The organism is Aquimonas sp., assembly GCF_044377145.1.
Lineage (GTDB): Bacteria > Pseudomonadota > Gammaproteobacteria > Xanthomonadales > Xanthomonadaceae > Aquimonas.
In genome coordinates this window covers 1-23,571 of sequence record NZ_JBILJQ010000029.1, presented here as the reverse complement: position 1 = coordinate 23,571, position 23,571 = coordinate 1, and the positions used below count along the sequence as shown (strand labels likewise).

The 23,571-nt window shown below is 67.1% G+C and carries 21 protein-coding genes and 1 riboswitch; of the genes, 13 read left to right on the top strand and 8 right to left on the bottom strand.

Annotated elements, in window-relative coordinates:
- Positions 1–100: 100 nt before the first annotated feature.
- The 4 genes from ACIQ7H_RS10590 to ACIQ7H_RS10575 form a co-directional block, all read right to left on the bottom strand.
- Positions 101–958 carry a pirin family protein gene (locus ACIQ7H_RS10590; RefSeq protein WP_395791183.1) on the bottom strand — a complete coding sequence of 286 codons (858 nt, stop codon included), beginning with the start codon at positions 956–958 and terminating at the stop codon, positions 101–103.
- A gap of 145 nt (positions 959–1,103) precedes the next feature.
- Positions 1,104–2,339, bottom strand: a complete 1,236-nt coding sequence (locus tag ACIQ7H_RS10585) for an N-acetylmuramoyl-L-alanine amidase (RefSeq protein WP_395791180.1) — start codon at positions 2,337–2,339, stop codon at positions 1,104–1,106.
- A 254-nt stretch (positions 2,340–2,593) separates the two neighbouring features.
- Positions 2,594–3,082: a tRNA (adenosine(37)-N6)-threonylcarbamoyltransferase complex ATPase subunit type 1 TsaE gene (gene tsaE / locus ACIQ7H_RS10580; RefSeq protein ID WP_395791178.1), complete on the bottom strand. Its 489-nt coding sequence runs from the start codon at positions 3,080–3,082 to the stop codon at positions 2,594–2,596.
- Positions 3,079–4,656: an NAD(P)H-hydrate dehydratase gene (locus ACIQ7H_RS10575; protein ID WP_395791239.1), complete on the bottom strand. Its 1,578-nt coding sequence runs from the start codon at positions 4,654–4,656 to the stop codon at positions 3,079–3,081. Before ACIQ7H_RS10575 ends, tsaE begins: the two co-directional genes overlap by 4 nt.
- 90 nt (positions 4,657–4,746) lie before the next feature.
- Between ACIQ7H_RS10575 and ACIQ7H_RS10570 the strand changes: the two genes are divergently transcribed.
- The 3 genes from ACIQ7H_RS10570 to ACIQ7H_RS10560 are packed head-to-tail and all read left to right on the top strand — an operon-like array spanning position 4,747 to position 8,372.
- Complete coding sequence (locus ACIQ7H_RS10570; RefSeq protein WP_395791176.1) at positions 4,747–5,742, top strand: extracellular solute-binding protein; 996 nt, start codon at positions 4,747–4,749, stop codon at positions 5,740–5,742.
- Positions 5,726–7,336 (top strand): ABC transporter permease, encoded by a 1,611-nt coding sequence (locus ACIQ7H_RS10565; RefSeq protein ID WP_395791174.1) that lies wholly within the window; start codon positions 5,726–5,728, stop codon positions 7,334–7,336. Before ACIQ7H_RS10570 ends, ACIQ7H_RS10565 begins: the two co-directional genes overlap by 17 nt.
- Positions 7,326–8,372, top strand: coding sequence for an ABC transporter ATP-binding protein (locus tag ACIQ7H_RS10560; RefSeq protein WP_395791172.1), 1,047 nt, complete (start codon positions 7,326–7,328; stop codon positions 8,370–8,372). Before ACIQ7H_RS10565 ends, ACIQ7H_RS10560 begins: the two co-directional genes overlap by 11 nt.
- Before the next feature lie 605 nt (positions 8,373–8,977).
- On the opposite strand, the gene ACIQ7H_RS10555 is transcribed toward ACIQ7H_RS10560, so the two are convergent.
- A complete protein-coding gene (locus tag ACIQ7H_RS10555; RefSeq protein ID WP_395791170.1) occupies positions 8,978–11,791 on the bottom strand; it encodes a protein kinase in 2,814 nt (937 codons plus the stop codon).
- Between the two features lie 134 nt (positions 11,792–11,925).
- Between ACIQ7H_RS10555 and ACIQ7H_RS10550 the strand changes: the two genes are divergently transcribed.
- The 7 genes from ACIQ7H_RS10550 to ACIQ7H_RS10520 all read left to right on the top strand — a co-directional run bounded on the left by ACIQ7H_RS10550 (position 11,926) and on the right by ACIQ7H_RS10520 (position 17,921).
- Entirely contained in the window at positions 11,926–12,162 is a 237-nt protein-coding gene (locus ACIQ7H_RS10550) for a transcriptional regulator (RefSeq protein ID WP_395791168.1), read from the top strand.
- A gap of 399 nt (positions 12,163–12,561) precedes the next feature.
- Positions 12,562–14,055, top strand: a complete 1,494-nt coding sequence (locus tag ACIQ7H_RS10545; RefSeq protein ID WP_395791166.1) for a hypothetical protein — start codon at positions 12,562–12,564, stop codon at positions 14,053–14,055.
- A gap of 271 nt (positions 14,056–14,326) precedes the next feature.
- Positions 14,327–14,408, top strand: a riboswitch (S-adenosyl-L-homocysteine riboswitch).
- Between the two features lie 55 nt (positions 14,409–14,463).
- Entirely contained in the window at positions 14,464–15,906 is a 1,443-nt protein-coding gene (ahcY, locus tag ACIQ7H_RS10540) for an adenosylhomocysteinase (protein WP_395791164.1), read from the top strand.
- A 221-nt stretch (positions 15,907–16,127) separates the two neighbouring features.
- Positions 16,128–16,262, top strand: a complete 135-nt coding sequence (locus ACIQ7H_RS10535; RefSeq protein ID WP_395791162.1) for a hypothetical protein — start codon at positions 16,128–16,130, stop codon at positions 16,260–16,262.
- Positions 16,263–16,340: 78 nt separating this feature from the next.
- Positions 16,341–16,709, top strand: a complete 369-nt coding sequence (locus ACIQ7H_RS10530) for a hypothetical protein (RefSeq protein WP_395791160.1) — start codon at positions 16,341–16,343, stop codon at positions 16,707–16,709.
- A 13-nt stretch (positions 16,710–16,722) separates the two neighbouring features.
- Entirely contained in the window at positions 16,723–17,382 is a 660-nt protein-coding gene (locus ACIQ7H_RS10525; RefSeq protein WP_395791158.1) for a type II toxin-antitoxin system MqsA family antitoxin, read from the top strand.
- A complete protein-coding gene (locus ACIQ7H_RS10520; RefSeq protein WP_395791156.1) occupies positions 17,379–17,921 on the top strand; it encodes a hypothetical protein in 543 nt (180 codons plus the stop codon). Before ACIQ7H_RS10525 ends, ACIQ7H_RS10520 begins: the two co-directional genes overlap by 4 nt.
- A gap of 108 nt (positions 17,922–18,029) precedes the next feature.
- Here the strand turns inward: ACIQ7H_RS10520 and ACIQ7H_RS10515 are convergent, their stop codons facing one another.
- Both ACIQ7H_RS10515 and ACIQ7H_RS10510 read right to left on the bottom strand, forming a co-directional pair.
- Positions 18,030–18,551, bottom strand: coding sequence for a hypothetical protein (locus tag ACIQ7H_RS10515; RefSeq protein ID WP_395791154.1), 522 nt, complete (start codon positions 18,549–18,551; stop codon positions 18,030–18,032).
- A gap of 659 nt (positions 18,552–19,210) precedes the next feature.
- Complete coding sequence (locus ACIQ7H_RS10510) at positions 19,211–19,402, bottom strand: hypothetical protein (protein ID WP_395791152.1); 192 nt, start codon at positions 19,400–19,402, stop codon at positions 19,211–19,213.
- A 455-nt stretch (positions 19,403–19,857) separates the two neighbouring features.
- On the opposite strand from ACIQ7H_RS10510, the gene kynU reads away from it, so the two are divergent.
- A complete protein-coding gene (gene kynU / locus ACIQ7H_RS10505; RefSeq protein WP_395791150.1) occupies positions 19,858–21,129 on the top strand; it encodes a kynureninase in 1,272 nt (423 codons plus the stop codon).
- Positions 21,130–21,357: 228 nt separating this feature from the next.
- Here the strand turns inward: kynU and ACIQ7H_RS10500 are convergent, their stop codons facing one another.
- Positions 21,358–22,182 (bottom strand): alpha/beta fold hydrolase, encoded by an 825-nt coding sequence (locus tag ACIQ7H_RS10500; RefSeq protein WP_395791148.1) that lies wholly within the window; start codon positions 22,180–22,182, stop codon positions 21,358–21,360.
- A 394-nt stretch (positions 22,183–22,576) separates the two neighbouring features.
- Here ACIQ7H_RS10500 and ACIQ7H_RS10495 point away from each other — a divergent pair, with 394 nt between their 5' ends.
- Complete coding sequence (locus ACIQ7H_RS10495; RefSeq protein WP_395791146.1) at positions 22,577–22,747, top strand: hypothetical protein; 171 nt, start codon at positions 22,577–22,579, stop codon at positions 22,745–22,747.
- Between the two features lie 49 nt (positions 22,748–22,796).
- A complete protein-coding gene (locus ACIQ7H_RS10490; protein WP_395791144.1) occupies positions 22,797–23,357 on the top strand; it encodes a hypothetical protein in 561 nt (186 codons plus the stop codon).
- Positions 23,358–23,571 lie beyond the last annotated feature (214 nt).

Below are 23,571 nucleotides of genomic sequence, written 5' to 3'. Positions count from 1 at the left end.
CCCGCACTGACCGCATCTGCCCGCGGACCTCAGACCCAGGTCCCGCACTTCATCGCGCCCGCTCTGAATCCCCAATCCCAACTCCCGAATCCAGCCCCACCTACTTGTCCGGCAACGGAATGAACTCGGTCTCACCGGGCACGCGCTCGAAGCGGCCTTCGCTCCAGTCGAGCTTGGCCTGTTCGATGCGCTCGCGGCTGCTGGCGACGAAGTTCCACCACACGAAGCGCGGTCCCAGCGGCGCGCCGCCGCACAGCATCAGCCGGCAATCGCTCAGCGCGCGCAGCACCGGAGTGGTGTCGGCATCCAGCACCACCAGCGCCCAGGGCGGCAGCGGCATGGCGTCGAGTTCGGCCTCGCCTTCGACCAGATACAGCGCGCGCTCGACGTGCTCGGGTGGAATCGGCAGCGCGGCGCCGGCGGCGAGGTCGATCGCCACGTACAGGGTGTCGGACTGCACGCTGACCGGCGAACGCAGGCCGAAGCCATGGCCGGCCACGCAGACCAGACGCACGCCATCACGCTCGCTGCTGGGCAAGCTTGCGGCAGGATGATGTTCGAACGCGGGCGCCATCTCGGCACGATCTTCCGGCAGGGCGATCCAGGTCTGCAGACCGTGGATCGGATGGGTCTGATCGGCGAAGCGCTCGGGGCTGCGCTCGGAGTGGACGATGCCGCGGCCGGCGATCATCCAGTTGACGTCGCCGGGCAGGATGTCCTGCTGGCTGCCCAGGCTGTCGCGGTGGCTGATTGCGCCCTCCCACAGGTAGGTCACCGTGGCCAGACCGATGTGCGGATGCGGGCGCACCGCGATGCCCTCGCCCACTGGAAACCGGTGCGGTCCCATGTGATCGAAGAACACGAACGGGCCGACCCGGCGCCGCTTCGCATCGGGCAAGGCGCGGCGCACCTTGAAGCCGCCCAGGTCGTGCTCGCGCGGGTTGATGATTTCAGGCATGAACAGCTCCCTTCTCTGGAGAGGACGTGAGCATGGCAGAGCCGCCGCGACGAACAAACCGTGCGCGCGGAACGCTGCGTTGCAGGGTTCCGCATGGGTGCATCGATGGTTCGGATCCGGCAGCGGGGCCGCTGCGGCCGCCGAATCAGGCGCCGGGAATCTGCAGCCGCTCACCCACGCGCACCACATCGCCGCTGCGCCGATTGACCGAACGCAGGCTGGACAGGCTGACCCCGTGGCGCACTGCAATGCCGCTCAGGGTTTCGCCGCGCGCGACCACATGCTCGCGGGCGCGTGCGCTGACGTTTGCGGCCACCCAGGTGCCCGGCGGAGGCTGCAGACTGAAGTAGTCGCGGATGCCGTCGAAGACCGCGGTCGACAGCCGCTCGCGATAGTTCGAATCGTTGAGCTTGCGCTCCTCGCCCGGGTTGCTGATAAAGGCCGCCTCGACCAGCATCGAGGGCACATCCGGTGAGCGCAGCACCACGAAGTTGGCGCGCTCCACCGCCGGCTTGTGCGCCTTGCCGACCCGCTTCAGCGCGCTCAACACGTGATTGGCCGCGTCGTCCGAGGCCTTCATGGTGGCGCTTTGGGCGAGGTCGAGCAGGACCGCGGCGAGCGTGTTGTCCTTGTCGTCGAGCTTGACTCCGCCGACCAGGTCGGAGGAGTTCTCACGGTCGGCCAGCCAGCGCGTGGCCTCGTTGGTGGCGCCGCGGGTCGACAGCACATACACCGAAGAACCCGCTGCCGTCGCGCGCGGCGCGGCATCGGCATGCACCGAAACAAACAGGTCGGCCTGGGCTTCGCGGGCGATGCGGTAGCGGTCCTGCAGCGGGATGAAAACATCGCGCTCACGGATCAGCACCGCCTTGTAGCCGCGGCTGGCATTGATCTGGCGCGCGATCTCGCGGGCCACCGCCAGGGTAATGGTTTTCTCGTAGGTGCCACCGGGGCCGATTGCGCCGGGATCCTGCCCGCCGTGGCCCGCATCGATCGCGACGATGATGTCGCGGTCGGCGCTGGGCACTGATGTCTGCACGGTACGCGCCGGCGCCTCGGCCTCAGTGCGCGCAGCGGTCGGCAAGTCGATCACCAATCGGTGGCCGAGCCCGCCCTGGGGAGACTGCAGAAAACTGCGCGGACGCACGCCGCGGTCGAGATCGAGCACCAGCCGCAGATCGGTGCGGTTCTGCACGCCAGTGCGAACGCGCTGCAGCAGGCTCGGCTGGAAGTTCGGCACGCGGAAGCCCGAGGCCAGGCCAACACCCTTGAAATCGAGCACCAAGCGATCGGGGTTGGCGAGCGCGAACAAGCGGTAGTCGATCGGTCCTGACAGGTCCAGCACGATCCGGGTTTTGTCGGCCGCGGTCGCCACGCGCATGTCGCGCACCTCCGCTGCCCCGACGCTGAAAGCGACGAGGACGAGCAGCAGCGCGCACGCGGTATGGAGAAGGCCCCTGGACATGCCGCACATTCAAGCCCATGGCGAATCGGATCGCAAGCAAAATCGCTTTCAAATCCACTACATGCAGCGGGTTTCTAAACGCAGGCTGAGCATCGGAATGGGAGTCGAGTGCAGGACAGCCGCGTGCGGCGACGCTGAACCCTCGCCGCGAAGCACTGCAAACAATTGATTCAGCTGCCTTTTTCGCGCAGATCGCGCAGCCAGTCGCTGCCGACAGGGCTCAGCGCAGTCAGTACCGCACGGCGCCCCGTACCGGCCACCTCCAACCGAACCTGCAGGTCAGCCGGCGGCAGAAAGCCACGCCCACGCGCCGGCCATTCGACCAGCCACAGCCGCGCCGACGCGTGCAGCTCGTCCAGGCCGAGGAATTCGAGTTCTTCAGGATCGGCGATCCGGTACAGATCCAGATGCGCGGCTTCACCGCCGTAGACCGAATAACGCTCGATCAGGGTGTAGGTCGGGCTCTTGACAGCGCCTTCGACGCCGAGTGCGCGCAGCAGCGCCCGTGCAAGCGTCGTCTTGCCCGCGCCCAGATCGCCTTCCAGATGCGCCACCGCACGCCCCGGCAGGGTCGCTGCCAGCCGGGCGCCGAGCGCTTGGGTTGTGGCCTCATCGATCAGATCAAGCTGCAGCTCAAGCTCAGGCAAGCCCGCGCTCATGCGCGGCCACCGCGGTCGCGTGCAGGGCTGCGATTGCCCGGCAATGCAGCAGCGCCGGCATCGTTCAGCAGCTGACGCATGGGGCTCAGCAGATCCGAAGGCAGCAGTCCGCGCTCACCGCCCTCGCCCGCCGCGAGGTCGCCAGCGGCGGCATGCAGCAGCGCTCCGGTATACGCGGCCTCGAACGGCGGCAGGCCTTGCGCGAGCAAGGCCGCGATAACGCCCGTCAACAGATCGCCCATGCCACCGACCGCCATGCCCGGGTTGCCGGCGTCGATCAGGCGCGGGGTTTCGCCGGGCGCGCCGATCAGGCTGCCCGCGCCCTTGAGCACCACTGCGCAGGTGTAGCGCTGCACCAGCTGGGCCAGCGCGGCGAAGCGGTCGGCCTGGATCTCCGCCGTGCTGACGCCGAGCAGGCGCGCGGCCTCGCCGGGGTGCGGCGTCAGCACCGCGCCGGACAGTGTGCGTGGTGCGTCGGCGAGCAGATTCAGCGCATCGGCATCCAACACCCGCGGCCGCGAGTCAGCCAGCACCCGCGCGAACAGCGACTGCGCCCATTCGCCGCGGCCAAGGCCTGGGCCCAGCGCGATCACGCTGGCGCGGGCCAGCATCGCGTCGAGTTCGTCGGCGGCTTCGAGCCCGCGGACCATGCATTCGGGCTGGGCCGCGACCAGGGCAGCGGCATGCTCGGCGCGCGTGCCGAGGCTGACCAGGCCGGCCCCGCTGCGCAGTGCGGCGCGCACACACAGCAGGGCCGCACCGGCCATGCCGCTGTCGCCGCCCAGTACCAGCACGTGGCCGCTGTCGCCCTTGTGCGCATTCAGATCACGCGCCGGCAAGGCCTGTTCAAGCGCGCTGACCGACAGCGCGAATGCCGCCGGCGGCAGCGGATCAGCCGCGGCTTCGGCGGCGGATTCGAGCAGATTCGACAGCACCCGGCGCCCCGACAGCGCGCGGCCTTGGCCGGTGTACAGGCCACACTTGGCGGCGACGAAGCTGACGGTCAGATCTGCCCGCACCGCCGCGCCCGGCGCAGTGCCACTGTCGCCCATCAGGCCCGAAGGTAGATCCAGCGCGAGCACGGGGCGCTCGCAGCGGTTGATCGCCTCGATCAACGCGGCGTGCAGGGGCTCCGGCGCGCGGCGCAAACCAATGCCAAACACTGCATCGACCACCACGTCAGCCAAGGCGAGTGATTCCGCCGTGCCGTCAGGGTCGTCTTCCCACACCAGGCTGCGCCCATGCCAGTCGCGCCGCGCGCGCTGCGCTTCGACGCTGCCGCGGCTCTCATCCGCGCGCAGCGACACCACCCAGGCGTCGAAACCGGCGTCTTCTGCCAGCCGCGCCAGCACCCAGCCATCACCGCCGTTGTTGCCGGGGCCGCAGACCAGCGCCAGCGTGCGAGCGCGCGGCCAGCGCTGCCGCAGGGCATCCAGCGCGGCCCAGGCGGCGCGCTGCATCAGCACGTAGGGATCACCGCCCACGGCCGCGATCAGGCGCGCATCGATCTCGCGCACGGCAGCTTCGGTGAACAGTTCGGTGACGCGGGGCGGGCGGGATTCAGGGATGTTCATCCGCGAAAGTGTACGCATCGCCTCCGGCACATGGACCGCCACGCTGCGGCCCGATAACATCGATTCTCATTTCCAACCCCGCCGAGCCCCATGCGCACTCTCGTCGCCGCCCTCTGCCTCGCCTCTGCCTGCTTCGCCGCCCACGCTGCTGATCTGGTGGTCTACACCGCCCGCAACGAGCAGCTGGTCAAGCCGCTGTTCGAACGCTACGAGGCCGAAACCGGCCTGAAAATCGAATACCTCACCGACAAGGAAGCGCCGCTGATGGCGCGACTGCAGGCCGAAGGCGCACGTACGGAAGCCGATCTGTTCATCACCGTCGACGCCGGCAACCTGTGGCAGGCGGCAAACCTCGGCCTGCTGCGCGAGCTGAATTCACCCGCGCTGGACAGCGCCATTCCCGCACATCTGCGCGATCCGCAGAACCGCTGGTTCGGGCTGTCGGTGCGCGCGCGGACCCTGGTCTACAACACCGACAAGGTGCAGCCCTCCGAGCTCAGCACCTACGAGGCGCTGGCGGAGGCGCAGTGGAAGGGCCGGGTCTGTCTGCGCAGCTCGAAGAAGGTCTACAACCAGTCGCTGGTGGCCGGCCTGATCGAGGCCCACGGTGCCGAGGGCGCTGAAACTCTGGTGCGCGGCTGGGTCGAGAATCTGGCCGCCGACCCCTTTGCCAGCGATGACGAAGTGATCCTCGCGGTCGGCGCCGGCCGCTGCGATGTCGGCGTCGTCAACACCTACTATTTCGGCCGCCTGCAGCGCGACAACCCGGCCCTGCCGGTGGCGCTGTTCTGGCCCAACCAGGGCGATGGCGAACGCGGCGTGCATGTAAACGTGTCCGGCGCTGGTGTCACCACCCACGCCAAGCGGCCCGAGGCCGCGCAGGCCTTCCTGGAGTGGCTGGCCGCGGGCGAAGCACAGGCACAATTCGCCAGCGCCAACCTGGAGTTCCCGGCCAACCCGAGCGTGCCGGTGGACCCCGCAGTTGCCGCCTGGGGTGAGTTCCGCCAGGACCTGATCAACGTCTCGCGCGCCGGCGCACTGCAGGCCGAAGCGACCATGCTGATGGACCGTGTCGGCTATCGCTGAGCGCTACCCACGGCCGCGCACGCGGCGCATCGGCGGGCTGAGCCTCCTCGCGCTGGCGCTGTGTCTGCCCAGCCTGGTGCCGCTGCTGTCTGCCCTGCTGGCGCTGCTGAATCCGGACCCGAAGACGCTGGCCCACCTGTGGCAGTTCACTCTGCCGCGGGTGGCCGGCAACACCTTCTGGCTGCTGCTTGGCGTCGGCATCGGTACGGCGGTGCTGGGCACCGCACTGGCGGCGCTGATCGCACTCACCGATTTCCCCGGCAGGCGTCTGTTCCGCTGGGCGCTGGTGCTGCCGCTGGCCCTGCCCGGCTATGTGTTCGCAGTCGCCATGATCGGCCTGTTCGACTACAGCGGCGCGCTGGCGGCCGCGCTGCGCGAACTCGGCCTCGGCCTGCCCGAGGTGCGCTCGCGCGGCGGCGTAATCGCCGTGATGACGCTGGCGCTGTATCCCTACGTCTACCTGGTCGCCAGCGATGCCTTCGCCAGCCAGGGCGCACGCGCGCTGGAGGCGGCGCGCGCGCTGGGCATGTCGCCGCGCAGGGCGTTCTTCCGCGCCAGTCTGCCGCTGGCGCGCCCCTTCATCGCTGGCGGCGTGCTGCTGGTGCTGATGGAAACCCTGGCCGATTTCGGCACCGTCGCCGCGTTCAACTACGACACCTTCACCAGCGCCATCTACAGCGCCTGGTTCGCCCTGTTCTCCACCGACACCGCCCTGCAGATCGCCGCCGTGCTATTGCTGGTGGTCGCCCTGCTGGTGGCGCTGGAGGCGCACTCGCGGCGGCGGCAGTCATTCGCACGGCTCGGCGCACCGACGCAGGACCTGCTCGCACTGGGCCGCTGGCGCTGGGCAGCCACGGCTTTCTGCACACTGGTGCTGGCGCTTGCCTTCGCGCTGCCGGTGGGGCGCCTGCTGTACGTGGCCGCAGCGCATCTGGATGAGCTCGACGCCCGCTACTTCGGTCTGGTCTGGAATGGTTTCGCGTTGGCGGCGATGGCGGCGGCACTGACCGTGCTGGCCGCTCTGGTGCTGGCCCTGGCCGCGCGCGAACAACCCGGCCGGCTGAGCACCCTCGCACTGCGAATCGGCACCGTGGGCTATGGCCTGCCCGGCGCCCTGCTGGCGATCGGTCTGTATGTGCCGGTGACCAAGGCTACCGGCTGGCTGCTCGACCGCTTTGCGATCGACATGGCCTTATCCGGCGGCTTGGCCCTGCTGTTGATCGCCTACGGCGTGCGCTTCACCGCGGTGGCGCATGCGCCGGTGGCCGGCGCCCTGCTGCGCATCCGCGACAGCCATCTGGAAGCCGCCCAGCTGCTGGGTGTCACCGGCCTGCGCCGGCTGCAGCAGGTGCACTGGCCGCTGCTGCGCGGCGGCCTCGCAACGGCCGCGCTGCTGGTGTTCGTCGACGTGATGAAGGAAATGCCGATCACCCTGATGATGCGCCCGTTCGGCTGGAACACCCTGGCGACGCGCGTGTTTGAACTCACCAACGAAGGCGAATGGCGGCGCGCCGCCCTGCCCGCGCTCAGCATCGTGCTGGTCGGGCTGGTGCCGGTGCTGCTGCTGACAAGGCGATCCCGCGATGCAACTTGAACTGAACGATTGCGCCGTCGGCCACAATGGCTTCGCCGTGCTGAGCGGAGTCAACCTGCGCCTGCAGCAGGGTGAGATCGGCTGCCTGCTCGGCCCATCCGGCGCCGGCAAGACCACCCTGCTGCGAGCCATCGCCGGCTTCGCGCCGCCGTATCACGGCAGCATCCACAGCCAGCTCGACGGCGTGCCTCGCCTGCTCAGCGGCGACGGCGTCCAGCTGGCGCCCGAGGCACGCGGCATCGGCATGGTGTTCCAGGACCACGCCCTGCTGCCGCATCTGAACGCGCTCGACAACGTGCGCTTCGGGCTGTTCCGGCTGCCGCGCAGCGAGGCCGCTGCACGCGCGCGGCGCATGCTGGATCTGGTCGGCTTGGCCGGCTTCGAGCAACGCTATCCGCATGAACTGTCCGGCGGCCAGCAGCAGCGGGTGGCGCTGGCACGCGCGCTGGCGCCACAGCCCGGCCTGGTGCTGCTGGATGAGCCTTTCTCCAGCCTTGATCCCGACCTGCGCGAAAAGCTGGCGCTGGACGTGCGCTCCGCGCTCAAGGCCGAAGGCGTCGGTGCACTGCTGATCACCCATTCGCAGACCGAAGCCTTCGCGATGGCCGACCGCATCGGTGTGGTCGCCGACGGCGCCCTGCAACAGTGGGACAGCGCCTACGCGCTGTACCACCGCCCGGCCAATGCGATCGTTGCGCGCTTCGTCGGCGAAGGCGCCTTCGTCGCCGCCGAAAGCCTGGGCGGCGGACGTCTGCTGACACCGCTGGGCGAGACCACCTGTTCAAACTCCGAACTGGTCACCGGCCAGCGCGTACGCCTGCTGCTGCGCCCCGATGACGTGATCCACGACGACGCAAGCCCACAGCAGGCCGAGGTCGTGGCACGCGCATTCCGCGGCGCCGACTTCCTGTACAGCCTGAAACTCGACAGCGGCGACCGCGTGCTGTCCCTCGTGCCCAGCCACCACGACCACGCGATCGGCCAGCGGATCGGAGTGCGGCTGGATCTGGAGCATGTGGTGGTGTTCGGGGGATGAGGCAGGGATTGGGATTCGGGATTCGGGATTTGGGATTGGACAGCTCGCGCGATGGAGGTTTTGCCGCGCAAGCCCCTCTCCCCGTGGGAGAGGGGTTGGGGAGAGGGTTCGGAAGCACCGGGACGCTTGATCCAGCGCAGTCATCCTGAGTTGCTCCAGACCCTGCACCGCTGCCTGTCAAGCTACTTGTCGCGTGTCCGTGGTTGCTCCTCGCCGTTCAGTGCCGCCGTGGCTGCACCTGCTCCCCTCTCCCGTGGGAGAGGGGCCGGGGGAGAGGGTTCGGGTGTTGGCCTGACTTCCCGAGAGCGACGAGCACAGCTGTTGAGGCCGCGCCTTGCACGGCTGCGCTCCGCCCTCTCCCCAACCCCTCTCCCACGGGAGAGGGGCTCGATGCGTGGGGCGCGGGGGCGGATGGCGGTGCAAAGGTTGACTGTTCCGCGCCGGGCGAACCCTCTCCCGCTGCCCGTCAAGCAACCTGCAGGACTGTTCACTCGCCGACTTTCGCTGCTGCCAGCACAGCCGCCACGCGTTTCGTCTCGAACGGCAGCATCGCTGCGCGCACCACCGGTATCGCTTTGCGAAGCGAAGCGCGTGCAGATGCGCGCTCACTCCAACGCCAATTCTCGCGCCAGCTTCTCGGCCATCGCACGGGTCACCTCGCTCGGCAGCACGGCCTGACGCAACACCGGCAGCGACTCGCTCAACAGCGCTCTGGCTTGATCGATTTCGCCCTGCAGTTCGTGCACGCGGGCGCGCTCCGCCTGCAGGCTGGCGATGTCGAAGGCCGCGCCCTGGATGCGCTGAAGATGTTCGATGCCTCCGTCCAGGCTCTGCGCTGCCGCTTGCAGGTCCCCCCGCAGCGCCAGCAGGTGGGCACGCACGCGCGCCATATAGGCGTAGATCGAATGCGAGGCCGGCAGCAGCGGGCGCATGCGTGCTTCCGCGATCTCCAGCGCTGCGAAGCCGTCTTGCGGCTGGCCCGTGTGCCGCGCCAGCACCGCGCGCTGCCAGGCCAGCATGGCCGGCTCGAAGGCGTCAGGGCCATCCTGCGCCAGCGCCTGTTGCTCCAGCGACAGCAGGATTTCGCGTGCTTCCACGCCCCGCCCCAGCAGACCCAGAGTACGGGCGCGTGAGCGCCGGGCCTGTCGCAGGCGCAGGCTGTCCATCTGCGATTCGCTGGTTTCCAGCAGTTCGATGCCGGCATCGAACTGCTGCAGGGCGCGCGGGTAGTCGCCGGCCGATTCCGCCACCGCCGCCAGGTTCAACAGCACCGGCCCGCGCTCGGCCGGCACCTGTGCAAGTGACTGGCTGGCCGCCAGCGACTGCTCGAAAGCCTGCTGCGCCTCGATGAAGCGCGCCTGTTCGTTCAGCGCAAGACCTAAACCATTCAGCAGCAGGGCCATGCGCGCGTTGCGATCACCGACGGTGCGCGATTGGATTTCGATCGCCTCCCGCGCGAGCGCTTCCGCTTCGTCGGCACGCCCGAGCTGGACCAGCGCTTCCAATCGACCGCGCAGGAAGGTCACTCGCTCCGGCGATTGCGGATCCACCCGGCCGCGCATCAGCTCATCGGCGGCATCGAGTACGGCGATCGCTTCCTTCGGGCGGCTGAGGTTGTTGTACATCCCGGCCAGCGCTTGGTGCGCGTTCATCAGCACGTCGAACGGCGCCCCGGGCAGCGAAGCGCCCGCCAGCACTTCGCGCCACAGCTGTTCGGCAAGTTCGAACTCACTCAGGCGGTACTGCGCGTAAGCCAACTGGTCGGCGCTGCGCAAGCGCTGCAGCGGGTCGCCGGCCGCATGGCGTTCGCGCAGGGCGACCGCGCGCTCGGCTTTGACCAGCGCCGTCTGCGGGTCGCCGAGCAGACCCAGCACGCTGGACCAGGCGTCCAGATCCTGCGCCAGTGCAAGCGCCTCGGCCGGGTGCTGCGGGTCTTCGATCGGCACGCCGCGCGCGAACAGATCAGCCCCGATGTCGGGCTCGCCCAGCGCCTTGTACAGATGCCCCAGCACGCGCTGTACCTCGCCCTGCACGCGCGGCCGATCGGCCAGCACCTGCTCAAGATCAGTGCGCGCGGTGTCGGCCAGTTCGCGCACGCTGATCTCGCGCTTGTGGACCCGATCCGGCGTCAGCGCCACCAAGGTGCGCGACAGAAAGCCCAGCGCGGCGCGCGCGTCTGCAGCTTCGTCCTCGGCGCGCACGCGATCTGCCTGGGCGACGACCTCGGCCGCCAGCGCGCGATCGCGCTCCACGTCCAGCCGCCAGACGAACATGAGCGCCGCGAGCAGCAGGCCGGCCGTGACGACCACGCCGGTGCGATGCCGGCGCACAAACTTGCGCAGGCGATAGCTCGCGGTGTCCGGCGCTACCCGCACGGTGCGCCCGTCCAGCCAGCGCTGCAGATCGGCGCGCAGCGCCTCGACTGTGGGGTAGCGCAGGCCCGGGTCTTCCGCGCTGCCCGCTTCCAGAATGCCGCGCAGCTCGGCGCCCAACTTCAAGCCGATGAAACCCGCCGGCACCGGATTGGCCTGGCCCGACTGGCGCTCACCGGTGAGCATTTCGCGCAGCAGGATCGACAGCCCGAAGACATCGGTCGCGGTGGTGATCAGCCCGCCGCTGCGCTGCTCCGGGCTGGCGTAGCCGGGCGTCCACACCCGTGTCGAAGTCTGTCGGCTGTCCTCGCCCTGGCTGACATCGACCAGCTTGGCGACGCCGAAATCGAGCAGGCGCGGGTCGCCATCGGCACGCACCATGACATTGTTCGGCTTCAGATCACGGTGGATCACCAGCCGCTCATGCGCGTGCTGCACCGCATCGGCGAGACGGTCGAACAGGGCGAGACGCTGGCGGAGGTCAAGCGGGTGTTCGGCCAGCCAGTCGAGCAGGGTCTGGCCGTCGACGTACTCCATCACCACATAGGGCTGACCATCGGCGGTCTCGCCACCGTCCAGCAAGCGGGCGATGTTTGGATGGTCGAGCTGGGCGAGGATGCGGCGTTCGTGGCGCAGGCGACGACGCTCGTCCTCGGTCGGAAAGCCGCGGATCAGCTTGATCGCGACCTTTTGCTCGAAGTCTCCATCGACGCGCTCGGCCAGCAGCACCGTGCCCATCCCACCGGCGCCAAGCTCGCGCAACACCCGCCAGGGGCCGATCCGCAGGCCGGCGTTGAACTCAGGGCCGGTGGTCAGCCCCGCGACCGCTTGGGCCATCGCATCGGCCAGCGGGTCCTGTACCCGCCAGGTGCCCCCTGCATCCTGCGCCAGCAGACGCTCCAGCTCGGCGCGTTGCGGTGCTGGCACGGCCTCCAGCCGCAGGCGCTGCTCAGCCGCAGGCAAGTCCACCAGCTGATCGAACAGCTCGGCTATCGGCCAGCCTTGCGCTGGCGTCCCGTCGCCGACCTCGCCTTCACTGCCACTCATTGCAAGCCTCCGCGCGCAGGCGGAAAGCATACGGCCCCGCCGCCCGCCGCGGCGATGCCCGGCCAGGGGCGCGCGCGCCTGACCGAACCCGCAGACTCGTGCCGCCGCGGCCCACAGCGACCCGGAAACAGCCCATGGATGCGCAGACGCGCGGCCGGTGGTGGAGCTCTGGCGAGGTGATACTCGACGACTCAGCGCTTGTGCTCACGGCCGCCGGCGAGGTGGCCGCGGTCGAGCCCATAGCGCTGGAGCTGCTGCGCGTGCCGGTACGCCGTACAGGCGAAGTGGTCACCAAGGACGCGCTGCTGGACGCGGTCTGGCCGCTCCGGGTCGTTCCGAAGGCGTGCTCGGCGAGTCCGTGGCGAAGCTGAGAACAGCGCTGCGCGATGACGACGACCAGACCGGCGCACGGCCCGCGGCTGCGGCTGCGGCTATCGCCAGATCATCGAGGTCCGCGCCGAACCGCTGTAGCGCAGCGCCGAGCCCAGCCCGCTGGTGGTAGCAGCCGGTCACGCCGTGGCCGGTCACCGACGTTCAAGTACAGACGCACGCCCAGCGCATGGCAGACAAGCGGTCCAACTGCCGTGACCTGAAGCGGATGGCATGCCGCAGAAGCATTGACCGGGTCAACGCGGTCGATTCCGGAGGCTGCACCGAAGCAGCGTGCGCGTCCGTTTCCCAGCATTGTCGAGCACCGCTGACCAGCCGTCACACGGCGAGCAGTCTCGATTCCGCTGATCCTTGCTCGCAGTGTTCATGAGGTGACTCGTATGAAAAGCACACATCCAGACATCGACTCCAGGCGCCGCAACTTCCTGGTTTCCGGCAGTGGCATCGCGGCGGGCGCGGTCGCGTGCCTGGGCGGCGCAATCTCGCCTGTAGCCGAGGCGGCGCCCCCTCAATGCGCCAGCGACAAAACCAGCGATGCATTCCACGGCGAGTTCGGATCGCTGCGCCTTGCGCTGATCGGCGATGGCGCCCGCCAGTCAGCGATCCCCGTGATCATCCGCACGCCGGACTCACGCGCCTCGATCGACCTCAGCGGAAGCAGCCCACAGATCCGCATTGGTGTCGGCAGTTCGGCCATCCTGCTCGAACCGAACGGTGTGCGTCTGAAGGCGGATCGCAGCCCACGTCGATGGAGCGAAAGCGCGGTTTCTGCGGTGCTCGACCAGCTGGCATCCAGCCCTGCGCTTCTCAGCGATCTGTTCGCGTTGCGATCCGCAGCGTTCGCGCTGTATCCGGAGTACCTGGCGCGCACCGGCAAGACAAGCAACAAGGCCCTGGCGCAGCACCAGGCGCGTAGCGGTGCGCAGATTGCAGGCTTCGGGCGCAAGCGCTCCGAGGAAAACTGCAAGCTCGAAAATGTGGTGGAAGAAACCACCCGTACGGTGCGCACCACGGTCGAGCTGATCCTGACAGCCGCAGAGCGCTATGCAGCCTGCAGCGATCGCTGCGACCGACGCTTTCTTCCGCGCGGACGTGAGGACCTGATCGGTTTCGGCTTGTGCGAGGCGGAGTGCCTGGCCTCGGGCTTCGTCGATCTTGTCGTCGGCACGATCGAGCTGGTGGAAACGCTGGTGGAAACGGTCACGCGGCAGGTGCTCGTGTGTGCGCAACGGCCGATCAAGGATCATCTGATCGACCCGTTTCGCGGACGCTTCGATGCGCGCCCGCACGCGGGTCTGCTGGCCGGCGCGACCGGCGTCCAAACGGCCATTCCAGCGGATGTGCTGGCCAAGGCAACCGATGTGCTGGTGAAGATGGTCAAGAGCCTCCCCGCGGCCATCCAGTGCATCGCCACCGGTCAGTGGTCGATCACCGAACTGCAAACGGTCGGCCTCGATGTCGCAGGCATCGGACAAGTGCCGCTTGGCGTCACCGTGTGCATGGACCACGAATGCGCCATGAAGCTGATCGGGGCAGGTCTGGGTGCGGAAGCCTTCAGCATCATCTCCTCGCTGATCGCACTGGCCAGCGGTGGTGGTGTTGCCGGCGCTGTAGCTGCGGCCGGCATCACCGGCGCTGCAGCGGCCATCGTGGCGCAGGTCGTGCTGGCCATGCTGGCCGTGTTGATCGTGATGCTGGTGCACTTGATGATCGTTGCCGGGCAGATTCTCGTGTACGAGAGTCTCGGCCTGATCGAACAGGGAATCTGCATCACCCATCCCTCGCTGCCGGTCATCCTGGCCGGTGTCGCGAATCCGCTGCTCGGGCTGCTGGCGCTGGGCAACATGCCGCTGGTGGTGACCCCGCGCAGTTAGCGAAGCTCGGATCCATCGGAGCTTCCGCCGCGCCAGGGACGGCGCGTCCTGCGACTGCCAGCGACCGAGCCGCGCCGCGGAAGGGTCCTGCCCCATCGGCATCTGGTTCGCAGGCGCCGCTCCTTCCCCGAACGCATCCGGCGCGCCCGCAGCGCCCCGTCTCGACTGCGCCGGCCGCGCACGCAGTCACGCAAGCACGCGCGGACCTTCCCAGCCTGTGACCGCCGCCTTGATCTCGTCACCACCCTGCCCCGGTATACTTCGCCGCTGTCCCGCCGAGGGGCGCTGCGACCGGGCAAAGCTGCCGGCCAGGCTCGGTTTGTGGATTTCCGTTCCAACGGCGCCCGGTGATCGCGACGCACGCGTCGCAAGCAGGCAGATCAGCCTGCACAACCCGGAGCTCTACCCATGAATGCACAAGTGAAAGAACTGCCCTTCACCGACTTCAAAGTCCGTGACCTGGGCCTGGCCGAACTCGGCCGCAAGCGCATCCGCATGGCCGAAGAAGAAATGCCCGGCCTGATGTCGATCCGCGCCAAGTACGCCCCGCTGCAGCCGCTGAAGGGCGTGCGCCTGTCGGGCTCGCTGCACATGACCAAGGAAACCGCGGTCCTGATCGAGACCCTGAAAGCACTCGGCGCCAACGTGCGCTGGGCCAGCTGCAACATCTTTTCGACCCAGGATGACGCCGCCGCCGCCATTGCCACCGCCGGCATCCCGGTGTTCGCGTGGAAGGGCGAGACGCTGGAAGAGTACTGGGACTGCACGCTCGACATGCTGACCTTCCCGGGCGGCAAGGGCCCCGAGCTGATCGTCGACGACGGTGGTGATGCGACCCTGCTGATTCACAAGGGCCTGGACATGGAAAACGGCGACACCTGGGTCGACAGCCCCGGCGCCAACCATGAGGAACAGGTCATCAAGGATCTGCTGAAGCGCACCCGCAGCGAGCGCCCGGGTTTCTGGAAAGTCGTGGCCGCCGAGTGGAAGGGTGTGTCGGAAGAAACCACCACCGGTGTGCACCGCCTGTACCAGATGATGGAAGCCGGCAAGCTGCTGGTGCCCGCCATCAACGTCAACGACTCGGTGACCAAGTCGAAATTCGACAACCTGTATGGCTGCCGCGAGTCACTGGCCGATGCCATCAAGCGCGCCACCGATCTGATGATCGCCGGCAAGGTTGCACTGGTCTGCGGTTACGGCGACGTCGGCAAGGGCAGCGCGCACAGCCTGCGTGGCCTGGGCGCCCGCGTCATCATCACCGAGATCGACCCCATCAACGCCCTGCAGGCGGCGATGGAAGGCTTCGAGGTCAAGCGTCTGGACCAGGTGCTGGGTGAGGCCGACATCTTCGTCACCACGACCGGCAACCGCGACATCATCACCCTGGAAAACCTGCAGGGCATGAAGTCGAACGCGCTGGTCTGCAACATCGGCCACTTCGACAACGAGATCCAGGTGGACCGCCTGAACGCCGAAGTCGCCGCCGGCCGCGTCGAGCGCGACACCATCAAGCCGCAGGTCGACCGCTACACCTTCAAGGCCACCGGCCGCAGCCTGTACCTGCTGGCCGAAGGCCGTCTGGTCAACCTCGGCTGCGCCCACGGCCACCCGGCCTTCGTGATGTCGAACTCGTTCTCGAACCAGACCCTGGCCCAGATCGACCTGTGGGCCCACAAGGACACCTACGAGAACACCGTTTACCGCCTACCCAAGAAGCTGGACGAAGAAGTAGCCCGCCTGCATCTGGAGCAGATCGGCGTCCACCTGACCACGCTGACGGAAGCGCAGGCTGCGTACATCGGCGTGCCGGTGGAAGGGCCGTATAAGCCGGATCACTACCGGTATTGATCGGGGTTCGCGCTGGTCCTTGCGAGGGCTGGCGTGGGTGATCGGGGTTCAAGCAAACGGGCGCCCTTGGGCGCCCGTTTGCTTTCGCGCGCTCGCCGCCGTTTGTAGCCGCCAGGGTGTACCAAGGCGCATTACGCAGGTGACGGCTAGACTCAGCTACCGAACGGGATGTCGAATCTCACCAAGCTTGGCGTCCCGTTTCCCCTCCGAGAGCAGCGTCGATGATCAAGCACTTCCAGATCAACAGCTTCAAACCGCTGGCCGACTTCATGCTGACCCGGGAGGGAGGCGGCCCCGCCAAGTTCACAGGCCTTTTCGGTGAGAAGGGCGCAGGCAAATTGACATCCTTGAATTGACCGGAACTTATCACAGTGATAAATTCCTCGGCCTTCTGGCGCGTCCCACGAGCGAGTCTGCCGCCACCCAGCTCCCGAATGCGAAAGATCAAGGGCGGCCCGTTGATCGACCTCGCCGCCCTGCAGCAGGCGATCGGTTTAGGTGGGATCAGTGAGGATTCGGTCGATGTGGTCAACAAGAGCTGTGATGACGAACTCGACAAGCTCAAATGGAACTTTCAGCACGTTCTCGACTGTCTGCTCTGCGCAAGCGCACGCGACTTCAAGGGATCCGAGTGGTGCGACACCAGCTGGGCGGGCTGCCTGCCCTGCGATGCCTATTCGATTCCGTACGACGAGGCCAGCAAACGCCGCGCACCCGGCGCGCTGGAGTTCTACCTGAAGTTCTCGTTGGATAAAGGCAACACCCTGAGGGTCCAGATGGTTCGGGCCCATTTGTCCCGATAGCACGGAGACACCGATGAAAAACGCGACCGCCACTGAGCGTACCTGCCCCGCCTGTCACCAGGCCGCGCTGGTGGAGGCTGTTGGGGAAAAGTGCTTCCACCCGCAAGGCAAGACCGTCACGGTCACGCTGCGGGTGTCGCGCTGCCCGGCCTGCGGTACCGAGCTGATCAGCGCGGAGCAGCGTCGCGAAAACCTGCAGCGCCTGCGCGAGCGTAAATCCGAGTACGGTCCTCTACTGCTGGGCGAGGAGATCGTGGCACTGCGCAAAAAGTACGGCCTGACCCAACAGGCGACCGCGAAGATCTTCGGCAAGGGCCTGATCGCCTTCTCGCGCTACGAGAACGAGGCCAGCTATCCGGACCTCTCCACCACCAAGCTGCTCAAGCAAGCGATGGCGCGCCCGGAACTGCTGAAGGCGCTGGCGGACGAGGAAGGCGTAGAAGTCCCGCTGTGGGAGGCGCGCTGTGAGGATGAGCGTCGCGAGAAGCGCGTGGACCTGCGCGTCATCGAGAGGGAAGCCATTTCGGGCACTGACTGGGACGCACTGCGCACCCAGCCAACGCGGCCCCGGCGTCGCTGGGCAAACAAGCGCGTGCCGGCCCCGGAGAAGTCGACAGTGCTGCAGGTGTCTACACCCGCCGAAAACGACGAGAGCTACGCGGAAGCGTCATGAAGATTTCACCGCTCCAACTGGTGCACTTGAGCTTTCGCAAGATCAGCGTGGAGGTCGATGCTGAGCACCTGCCGTCGGAGCCTCAGACTGAGGTCGACGAGCACTCGCTGTTCGACGGCGTGGTGATCAAGAGCCAGGTGAGCAGGACACCGCTGCCGGACGAAGACGCGCGTGGTGCGCCCTACTTTCTGACCTTCAGTCTGGTGCTCGATAACGAGCCGGACCCAGCTAGCACGCGCCAGAAGTTCAGCCCCTACCTGCTCGATATCGAGGTCGGCGCGGTGGTGGTCTTGCGCAACGGCGCTGAGAAGTTGGGCGACCCGGAGGATCTGGTGGCGGTCAATGGACCAGCCCTGATCTGGGGCGCGATTCGCGAGCAGGTGGCAGCTTTGACCGCGCGCATGCCGGCCGGAACGGCCCTGCTGCCGTCGGTCAACTTTCATGACCTCAAAAAGGGTGCGCTCGAAGCCGCCAGTGGGCACTCGGGTGTCCCTGCAGTCATGCCTGCAACCAAGCGCGCCCGCAGGCCGAAGTCCTAATGCGGAGACTGGCGCTCAAGGGAAGATTCGTAGCACCCAAAGTACCTTGGTGCGGCAGCCTTTTCCCAAAGGCAGACCATGCGCCCGGGAATCCCGTTGAAGACGGCGCTACCTCCACTCGCACCAAAGCGATCGCAGGTAGTGCGAAGGCCTTTCGACGGGGCGGCACAGGCCCTGTGCTCTGAAGGTCCACCGATACGCAGCGACGCAAGGCTTCCAGTACGTCATCTCCCAATCGGCGATTTCGATGGTGCTCTCGCGGTCGATGCTCTGCTCGGCGCGCACGGTGTCCTGATAGCGGCGCAGCCAGGCAGGGTCGAGCGTGGTCACTTCCCGCAGTTCGGCTTCGGTGTCCGCCTCGAACGTGTAGCAGTCATCGATATAGCGGTCCCACTCGGGGCGGGCGAAAGCCTCCCACACCTCGCCACCGAGCGCGGTAAGCACGACGTAAGCTCCTTCCGCGAAGCGACCGGGCTCACTCAGCCACGACCGCGTCTGGGAAAGCGAGGGGAGACCTTCGACGGAATCAGTGTCGCGCGAAGGTTGGATCCAGCCCTTGCGCATCGCCCCGTGCAAACAACGCGCGAACCCGTCGGGAGCGAGGCCATGGCCGCGGCAGTTGTAGACCATTTCTAGCGTGGCTCGGTCCCAGGGCGGCCCCTCTGGCCCTCCCAGCGCGCGAAGCGACTGTCCGAACTCTGCAAGGCGACTGAGCAACCAGAACTCGGCACGAGTGAGGCGTGGATTCATTGCATGCGCGGCTGAGCCGCTTGGGAAGCGTGGGCTGCGAGGAGGTTCGGCAGGCCCTGATGAGTAGGCGACTGACGGAAGCCAACCCAAGTGAAACCGAAACGAGCGCGGACGGCAAGCGGGCCATGCGTCCGCACCAATGCCTTGGGATGCATCGCGATTGGCAGGCTTCGTCTCGCTGCATGGTGGCGAGCACTCACAAAATCGGCATCGATGTCCCCGAACTCAGTCGCGCGGCCGCACTTGGTGAGGCCGGATCTCTTCGGATTGGAGTGCATGGGCTGCTAGCATCGGCGCCCCGCGCTGCCACACAAGCTTGCCGAAATCCGCCCAGACGCGAAGGGCCGACGGACGGAATCCTCGCCTTCCGCGCGATGGCATCTGCAGCTTCGCGAGCATCGACGTGATCCGCCCGAGCACCGCTGCATCTCAGCCCATCTCCCTTCCAACCCCAGCGCCCTAACCGCCCTGTGGACACCCATCACTATCTGTCGCAGCCCGTGCGATCGTGGCACCCCCGCCCGCCTGTTCAATGATGTTCAGGAGATGACATCGAGGGCCGGCAAGGCGTCAGCGCGGAGCTTCGCGCGCGCCTGCGCAAACGCTTGCGCGGAGACGTGCCGCACCAGCGCCGCCTGCTGCTGCAGGCGGGCGAAGAACCCATCGAGTTCAGCCTGCAGGCTTTTGCACAGCCCTGACACCAAGCTCGCCAGCAGCGCGGGCAGCGGCAACTTGCGCTCGCGCGAGAAGGCGGATGCTCGGCATGACGCGCGATCTGCAGGAAACCATCCGAGTGCGGATACTCGTCAAACCACGTGTACAGGCGTGACAGATTCATGGGCCGCTGGAGGTTCGAAAACGAAGCTCACTGGCCGCCGACCAGCGGCGCTGAAGCGCTACGGCAAACGTATCGCTCGGGAGGGTGACGGCTCAACTTGGGTGGATTGGCCCGCTCGACCGGCATGCCGTGGAATCAGTGACCGGTTTGGGTGGAATGCGCATCAGCTTCGGTGTGGCGGCAACTCCAGACCCTGAAAGTGCCTGCGCGGAGCGACACTTGCGGCTTTGCCACACCGCGATGCGATACCCCCATCCTCAGCGGCGCCGCTTGGCGGCGAATCCCGAATCGCCGATCCCGAAGCTCCCAACCCGTACCATTGAGTCCCCTGCCCGCTTGAGCCTCAGCGTGAACCCAACCACCACCACCACGGCCGACGGCCTCGACCGCGCCGATCCGCTCTCGCGCTTTCGCGAGCACTTCCATATTCCGCGCCGTGGCGATGGCGAGCTCGCCTATTTCGTCGGCAACTCCTTGGGGCTGCAGCCCAAAGCCGCCGCCGCCGCCGTGCAGGCGGAACTCGACACCTGGCGGGATCTCGCGGTGGAAGGGCACTTCCGCGGCGAGCGGCCGTGGCTGCGCTATCTCGAACTCATGAACGCACCGCTGGCGGAACTGGTCGGCGCACAGAACATCGAGGTCGCGGCAATGAACACGCTGACGGTCAATCTGCACCTGCTGATGGTCAGCTTCTATCGGCCCACGACCGAGCGCCCGGCGATCCTGATCGAAGCCGGCGCGTTTCCGTCGGACTGGCAGGCGGTTGAATCACAGATCCGTTTTCATGGGTTTGAGCCGGCCGAATGCCTGATCGAGGTGCAGCCGGATGAAGCCAACGGCACCGTCTCGATGCAGGCGATCGCGCGCGCCATTGAACTCCACGGACCACGGCTGGCGCTGGTGCTGTGGCCGGGCGTCCAGTACCGCACCGGGCAGGCTTTCGATCTGCAGGAAATCGCGCGTCTGGCGCATGCCCAAGGTGCCCAGGTCGGATTCGACTGCGCGCACGCAGCCGGAAATCTGGCACTAGCCCTGCACGATTCCAACGCCGATTTCGCCACCTGGTGCCACTACAAGTACGTCAATGCGGGGCCGGGGGCGATCAGCGGGATCTTCGTGCACGAACGCCACGCGCACGATCACACGCTGCCGCGGCTGACCGGCTGGTATGGCCACAAGTTGTCGACACGCTTTCAGATGGCGGCGGATTTCGACCCCACACCGGGCGCCGAGGGTTGGGCGATGAGCAACCCGCCGATCCTTGCGCTGGCGTCGGTCCGCGCCTCACTGGAAATCTTCCGCGCTGCGGGCGGCATGGCTGCGCTGCGCGAACGCTCGTTGCGACTGACCGGCTATCTGGAGGCGCGTATCCGCGACCAACTCGCGAACGTGCTGGAGATTCTCACTCCGGCCGAGCCCGAGCGCCGCGGCTGCCAACTGTCGCTGCGCGTGCGCGGCGGCCGTGAACAGGGCCGCGCCCTGTTCGAGCATCTGGCCGCGCAGGGCGTGCTGGGCGATTGGCGCGAGCCGGATGTCATCCGGATCTCGCCAGCACCGCTGTACAACCGCTTCAGCGAGATCGACCGTCTGGTGTTGGCCGTGCTGAACTGGCGGGGCTGACTCTGCAAGCCTCGTCAGCGCTCGAACAGGCTCAGCAACAGCTCGGCATCTGAACGAGCAGCAGACCGACTATCCCAGCGGCGGCGCAGCCCGGTTCGAATCTCCAGTTCGAAAGGGACAACGGCAGGCTCGATGTTCGGTTTCGCTGCTTGCGGCCTCGCTTTACCGAACCAGATCCAGCGCACATGTCTTCAGCGAGCCGGGGCCGCGGCGAATCGGCGGCCACCGCTAGCGCATGCGGATGAAATCGATCAGGTCCTTGCTGAGCCGCTGCTTGTGGGTCGCGAACAACCCGTGTGGCGCGCCGTCGTACTCGATCAGTTCGGCCTGGGCCACCAACCTTGAAGCGGGCCGCGACGATGCTTCGATCGGCACGGTCGCATCATCGGTGCCGTGGATGAACAAGGTAGGTGTATTGAAGGCTCTGAGGTCCTCGCGGAAATCCGTCGACGAGAACGAATGCACGCACTCCAGGGTTGCCCTCAGGCTGGCATGCAAAGCGATGCCTTGAGCCCAACGCAGGGTTTCATCGCTGGTCGGGTGGCTGAGCAGGCCAACCCCGAAGAACTTCTTGAAGAAGCCGGTGAAAAAGGCGGCGCGATCGTCGCGCAGCCAGGCCATGGTCTCCTCGAACGCTGCCGCATCCGTGCCGCCCGGGTTGTCACGCGTTTGCAGGCGGAAGGGCAACACCGACGACACCAGCGCAGCTTTGGCAACGCCCTTGCCAGCGTGCCTGGACATGTAGCGTGCCACCTCACCGCCGCCCATCGAAAAGCCGATCAGCACAGCATCCTCAGCCCCGACGTGGTCGATCAGCGCGGCCAGATCATCAGCCAAGCTGTCGTAGTCATAGCCGCCCCACGGCTGCGATGACCGTCCAAACCCGCGCCGATCGTAGGAGATCGCGCGAAAACCCGCCTCGGCGATGGCCAAGGCCTGGTCGTCCCAGCTGTCCGCTGACAGCGGCCAACCGTGGATCAGGATCACCGGCGTACCGGTGCTCCAATCCTTGAAGAAAAGGCGCGTGCCATCGGCAGTGGTGATATAGCTCATGAGCGACAACTCCGGTCAGGAGCTGCAGCTTCAGCTCTGGCCGCCGCGAACGTCTGTCTGCTGGGGAACATTGCGGCGCCGCGCAAAGCAGCCCGCTTGAGTGGAGCAGAAGCGGTGTCGGTGACCCAGGGCGGAACCGATGCGTGTTTTGGGGCAGCGATGCCAAGGGCTGGAAATCGCCTCAACCAGAATCTCGCGAAGCATGCTTCACGGCTGCTGCGGCCGAGGCCCGCAGCCTTGTCGAGAACGCGAGCGGGAACGGTCGAGCCAAGAGCGGGTCAGCGGGAAAAGTGAAAAGCCCGGAACACGGGAGGAGTTTTGTCGGCCCTGTTGACACGGGCGGCGCGATGGTGACCCCGGATCTGCCGACCCCGGATCTGCGCTCATCGGTCACGTGCTGGGCCTGGGCGGCGCGGGCGGCATCGGCGCGGAACTGGCTGTATTGAAGGAAATGTTCCGCTACGATCAGGCCGCCTTCATCATCCTGCTGGTCTTGATCCTGCTATTTGCTGTCGCGCAGGTGTCGACTCGCCTGCGCCAGAGGCCAATGCGGCAGGGGCGTTGATCAAAGAGCTGTCGCGGCTGCGGGCATGCGATGGAATGAGGTTCCCAGCATGGAGCAAGAGACAATTCCATCCGCTGTGAAAACCCTGCTGAAGCATACCGATCTGGCGATGCTGGGCCTGTGCGTGCTGTGCCTCCTCGCCGCAGAACGCTGGGGCACTGCGCCATGGGGCGGCTTGGCGTTCGCCGCGCTGGGCCTGGGCGGATTGGCGCGCGGGCTGATCATCGTGGCAGCGCGCTACGACGAAGACATCGACGGCGAGAGTGGCGTTCACGCCACCCGAACGGGTTTGGCCGCTGTGCTCTACGGGCTGCATTTCCTGATCGCCGGCGTCGTAGCCATCGCGCTGGGTGTGAGCCTCGCGCTGGAATGGCGCGGACTCGGCGCTTGGGCTCGCGAGCACCTGTGGGCACTGGTCGGCTGCGGCGGCATCTGGCTGGCCATCATCGGCGCCACGACCCTGCTCGGGTCCCGCGAAGGCCGTCCGGAATCCGGGCTCGACGCACTGCTGCAGGTGCCCGGCCGCTTGGTCGGCGTGATCATCATGCTGGTGGGACTAGCCATCGCGATATGCGGGCTGGGCGGCATCAATCCGCTGCGATTGCTCTGAGCTTGCGACGGTTGTCCATCAGGCAAGCGCGGGGAGTGGGCCGGCCGCCGTAGCGGGGGCATCGCCCAGCGTTCGTGGCAAGGCGCGACGTAAGCGTCCGCCCACCTCACCTACCTTCCTTACCTGATTCTCCCGACCGTCTCCGGTTTCCCCAACGGAGGACCGGTCGATGGCGTGTTCGGAGGCGTGGCGGTGGCGGGCGCATGTGCGCTCG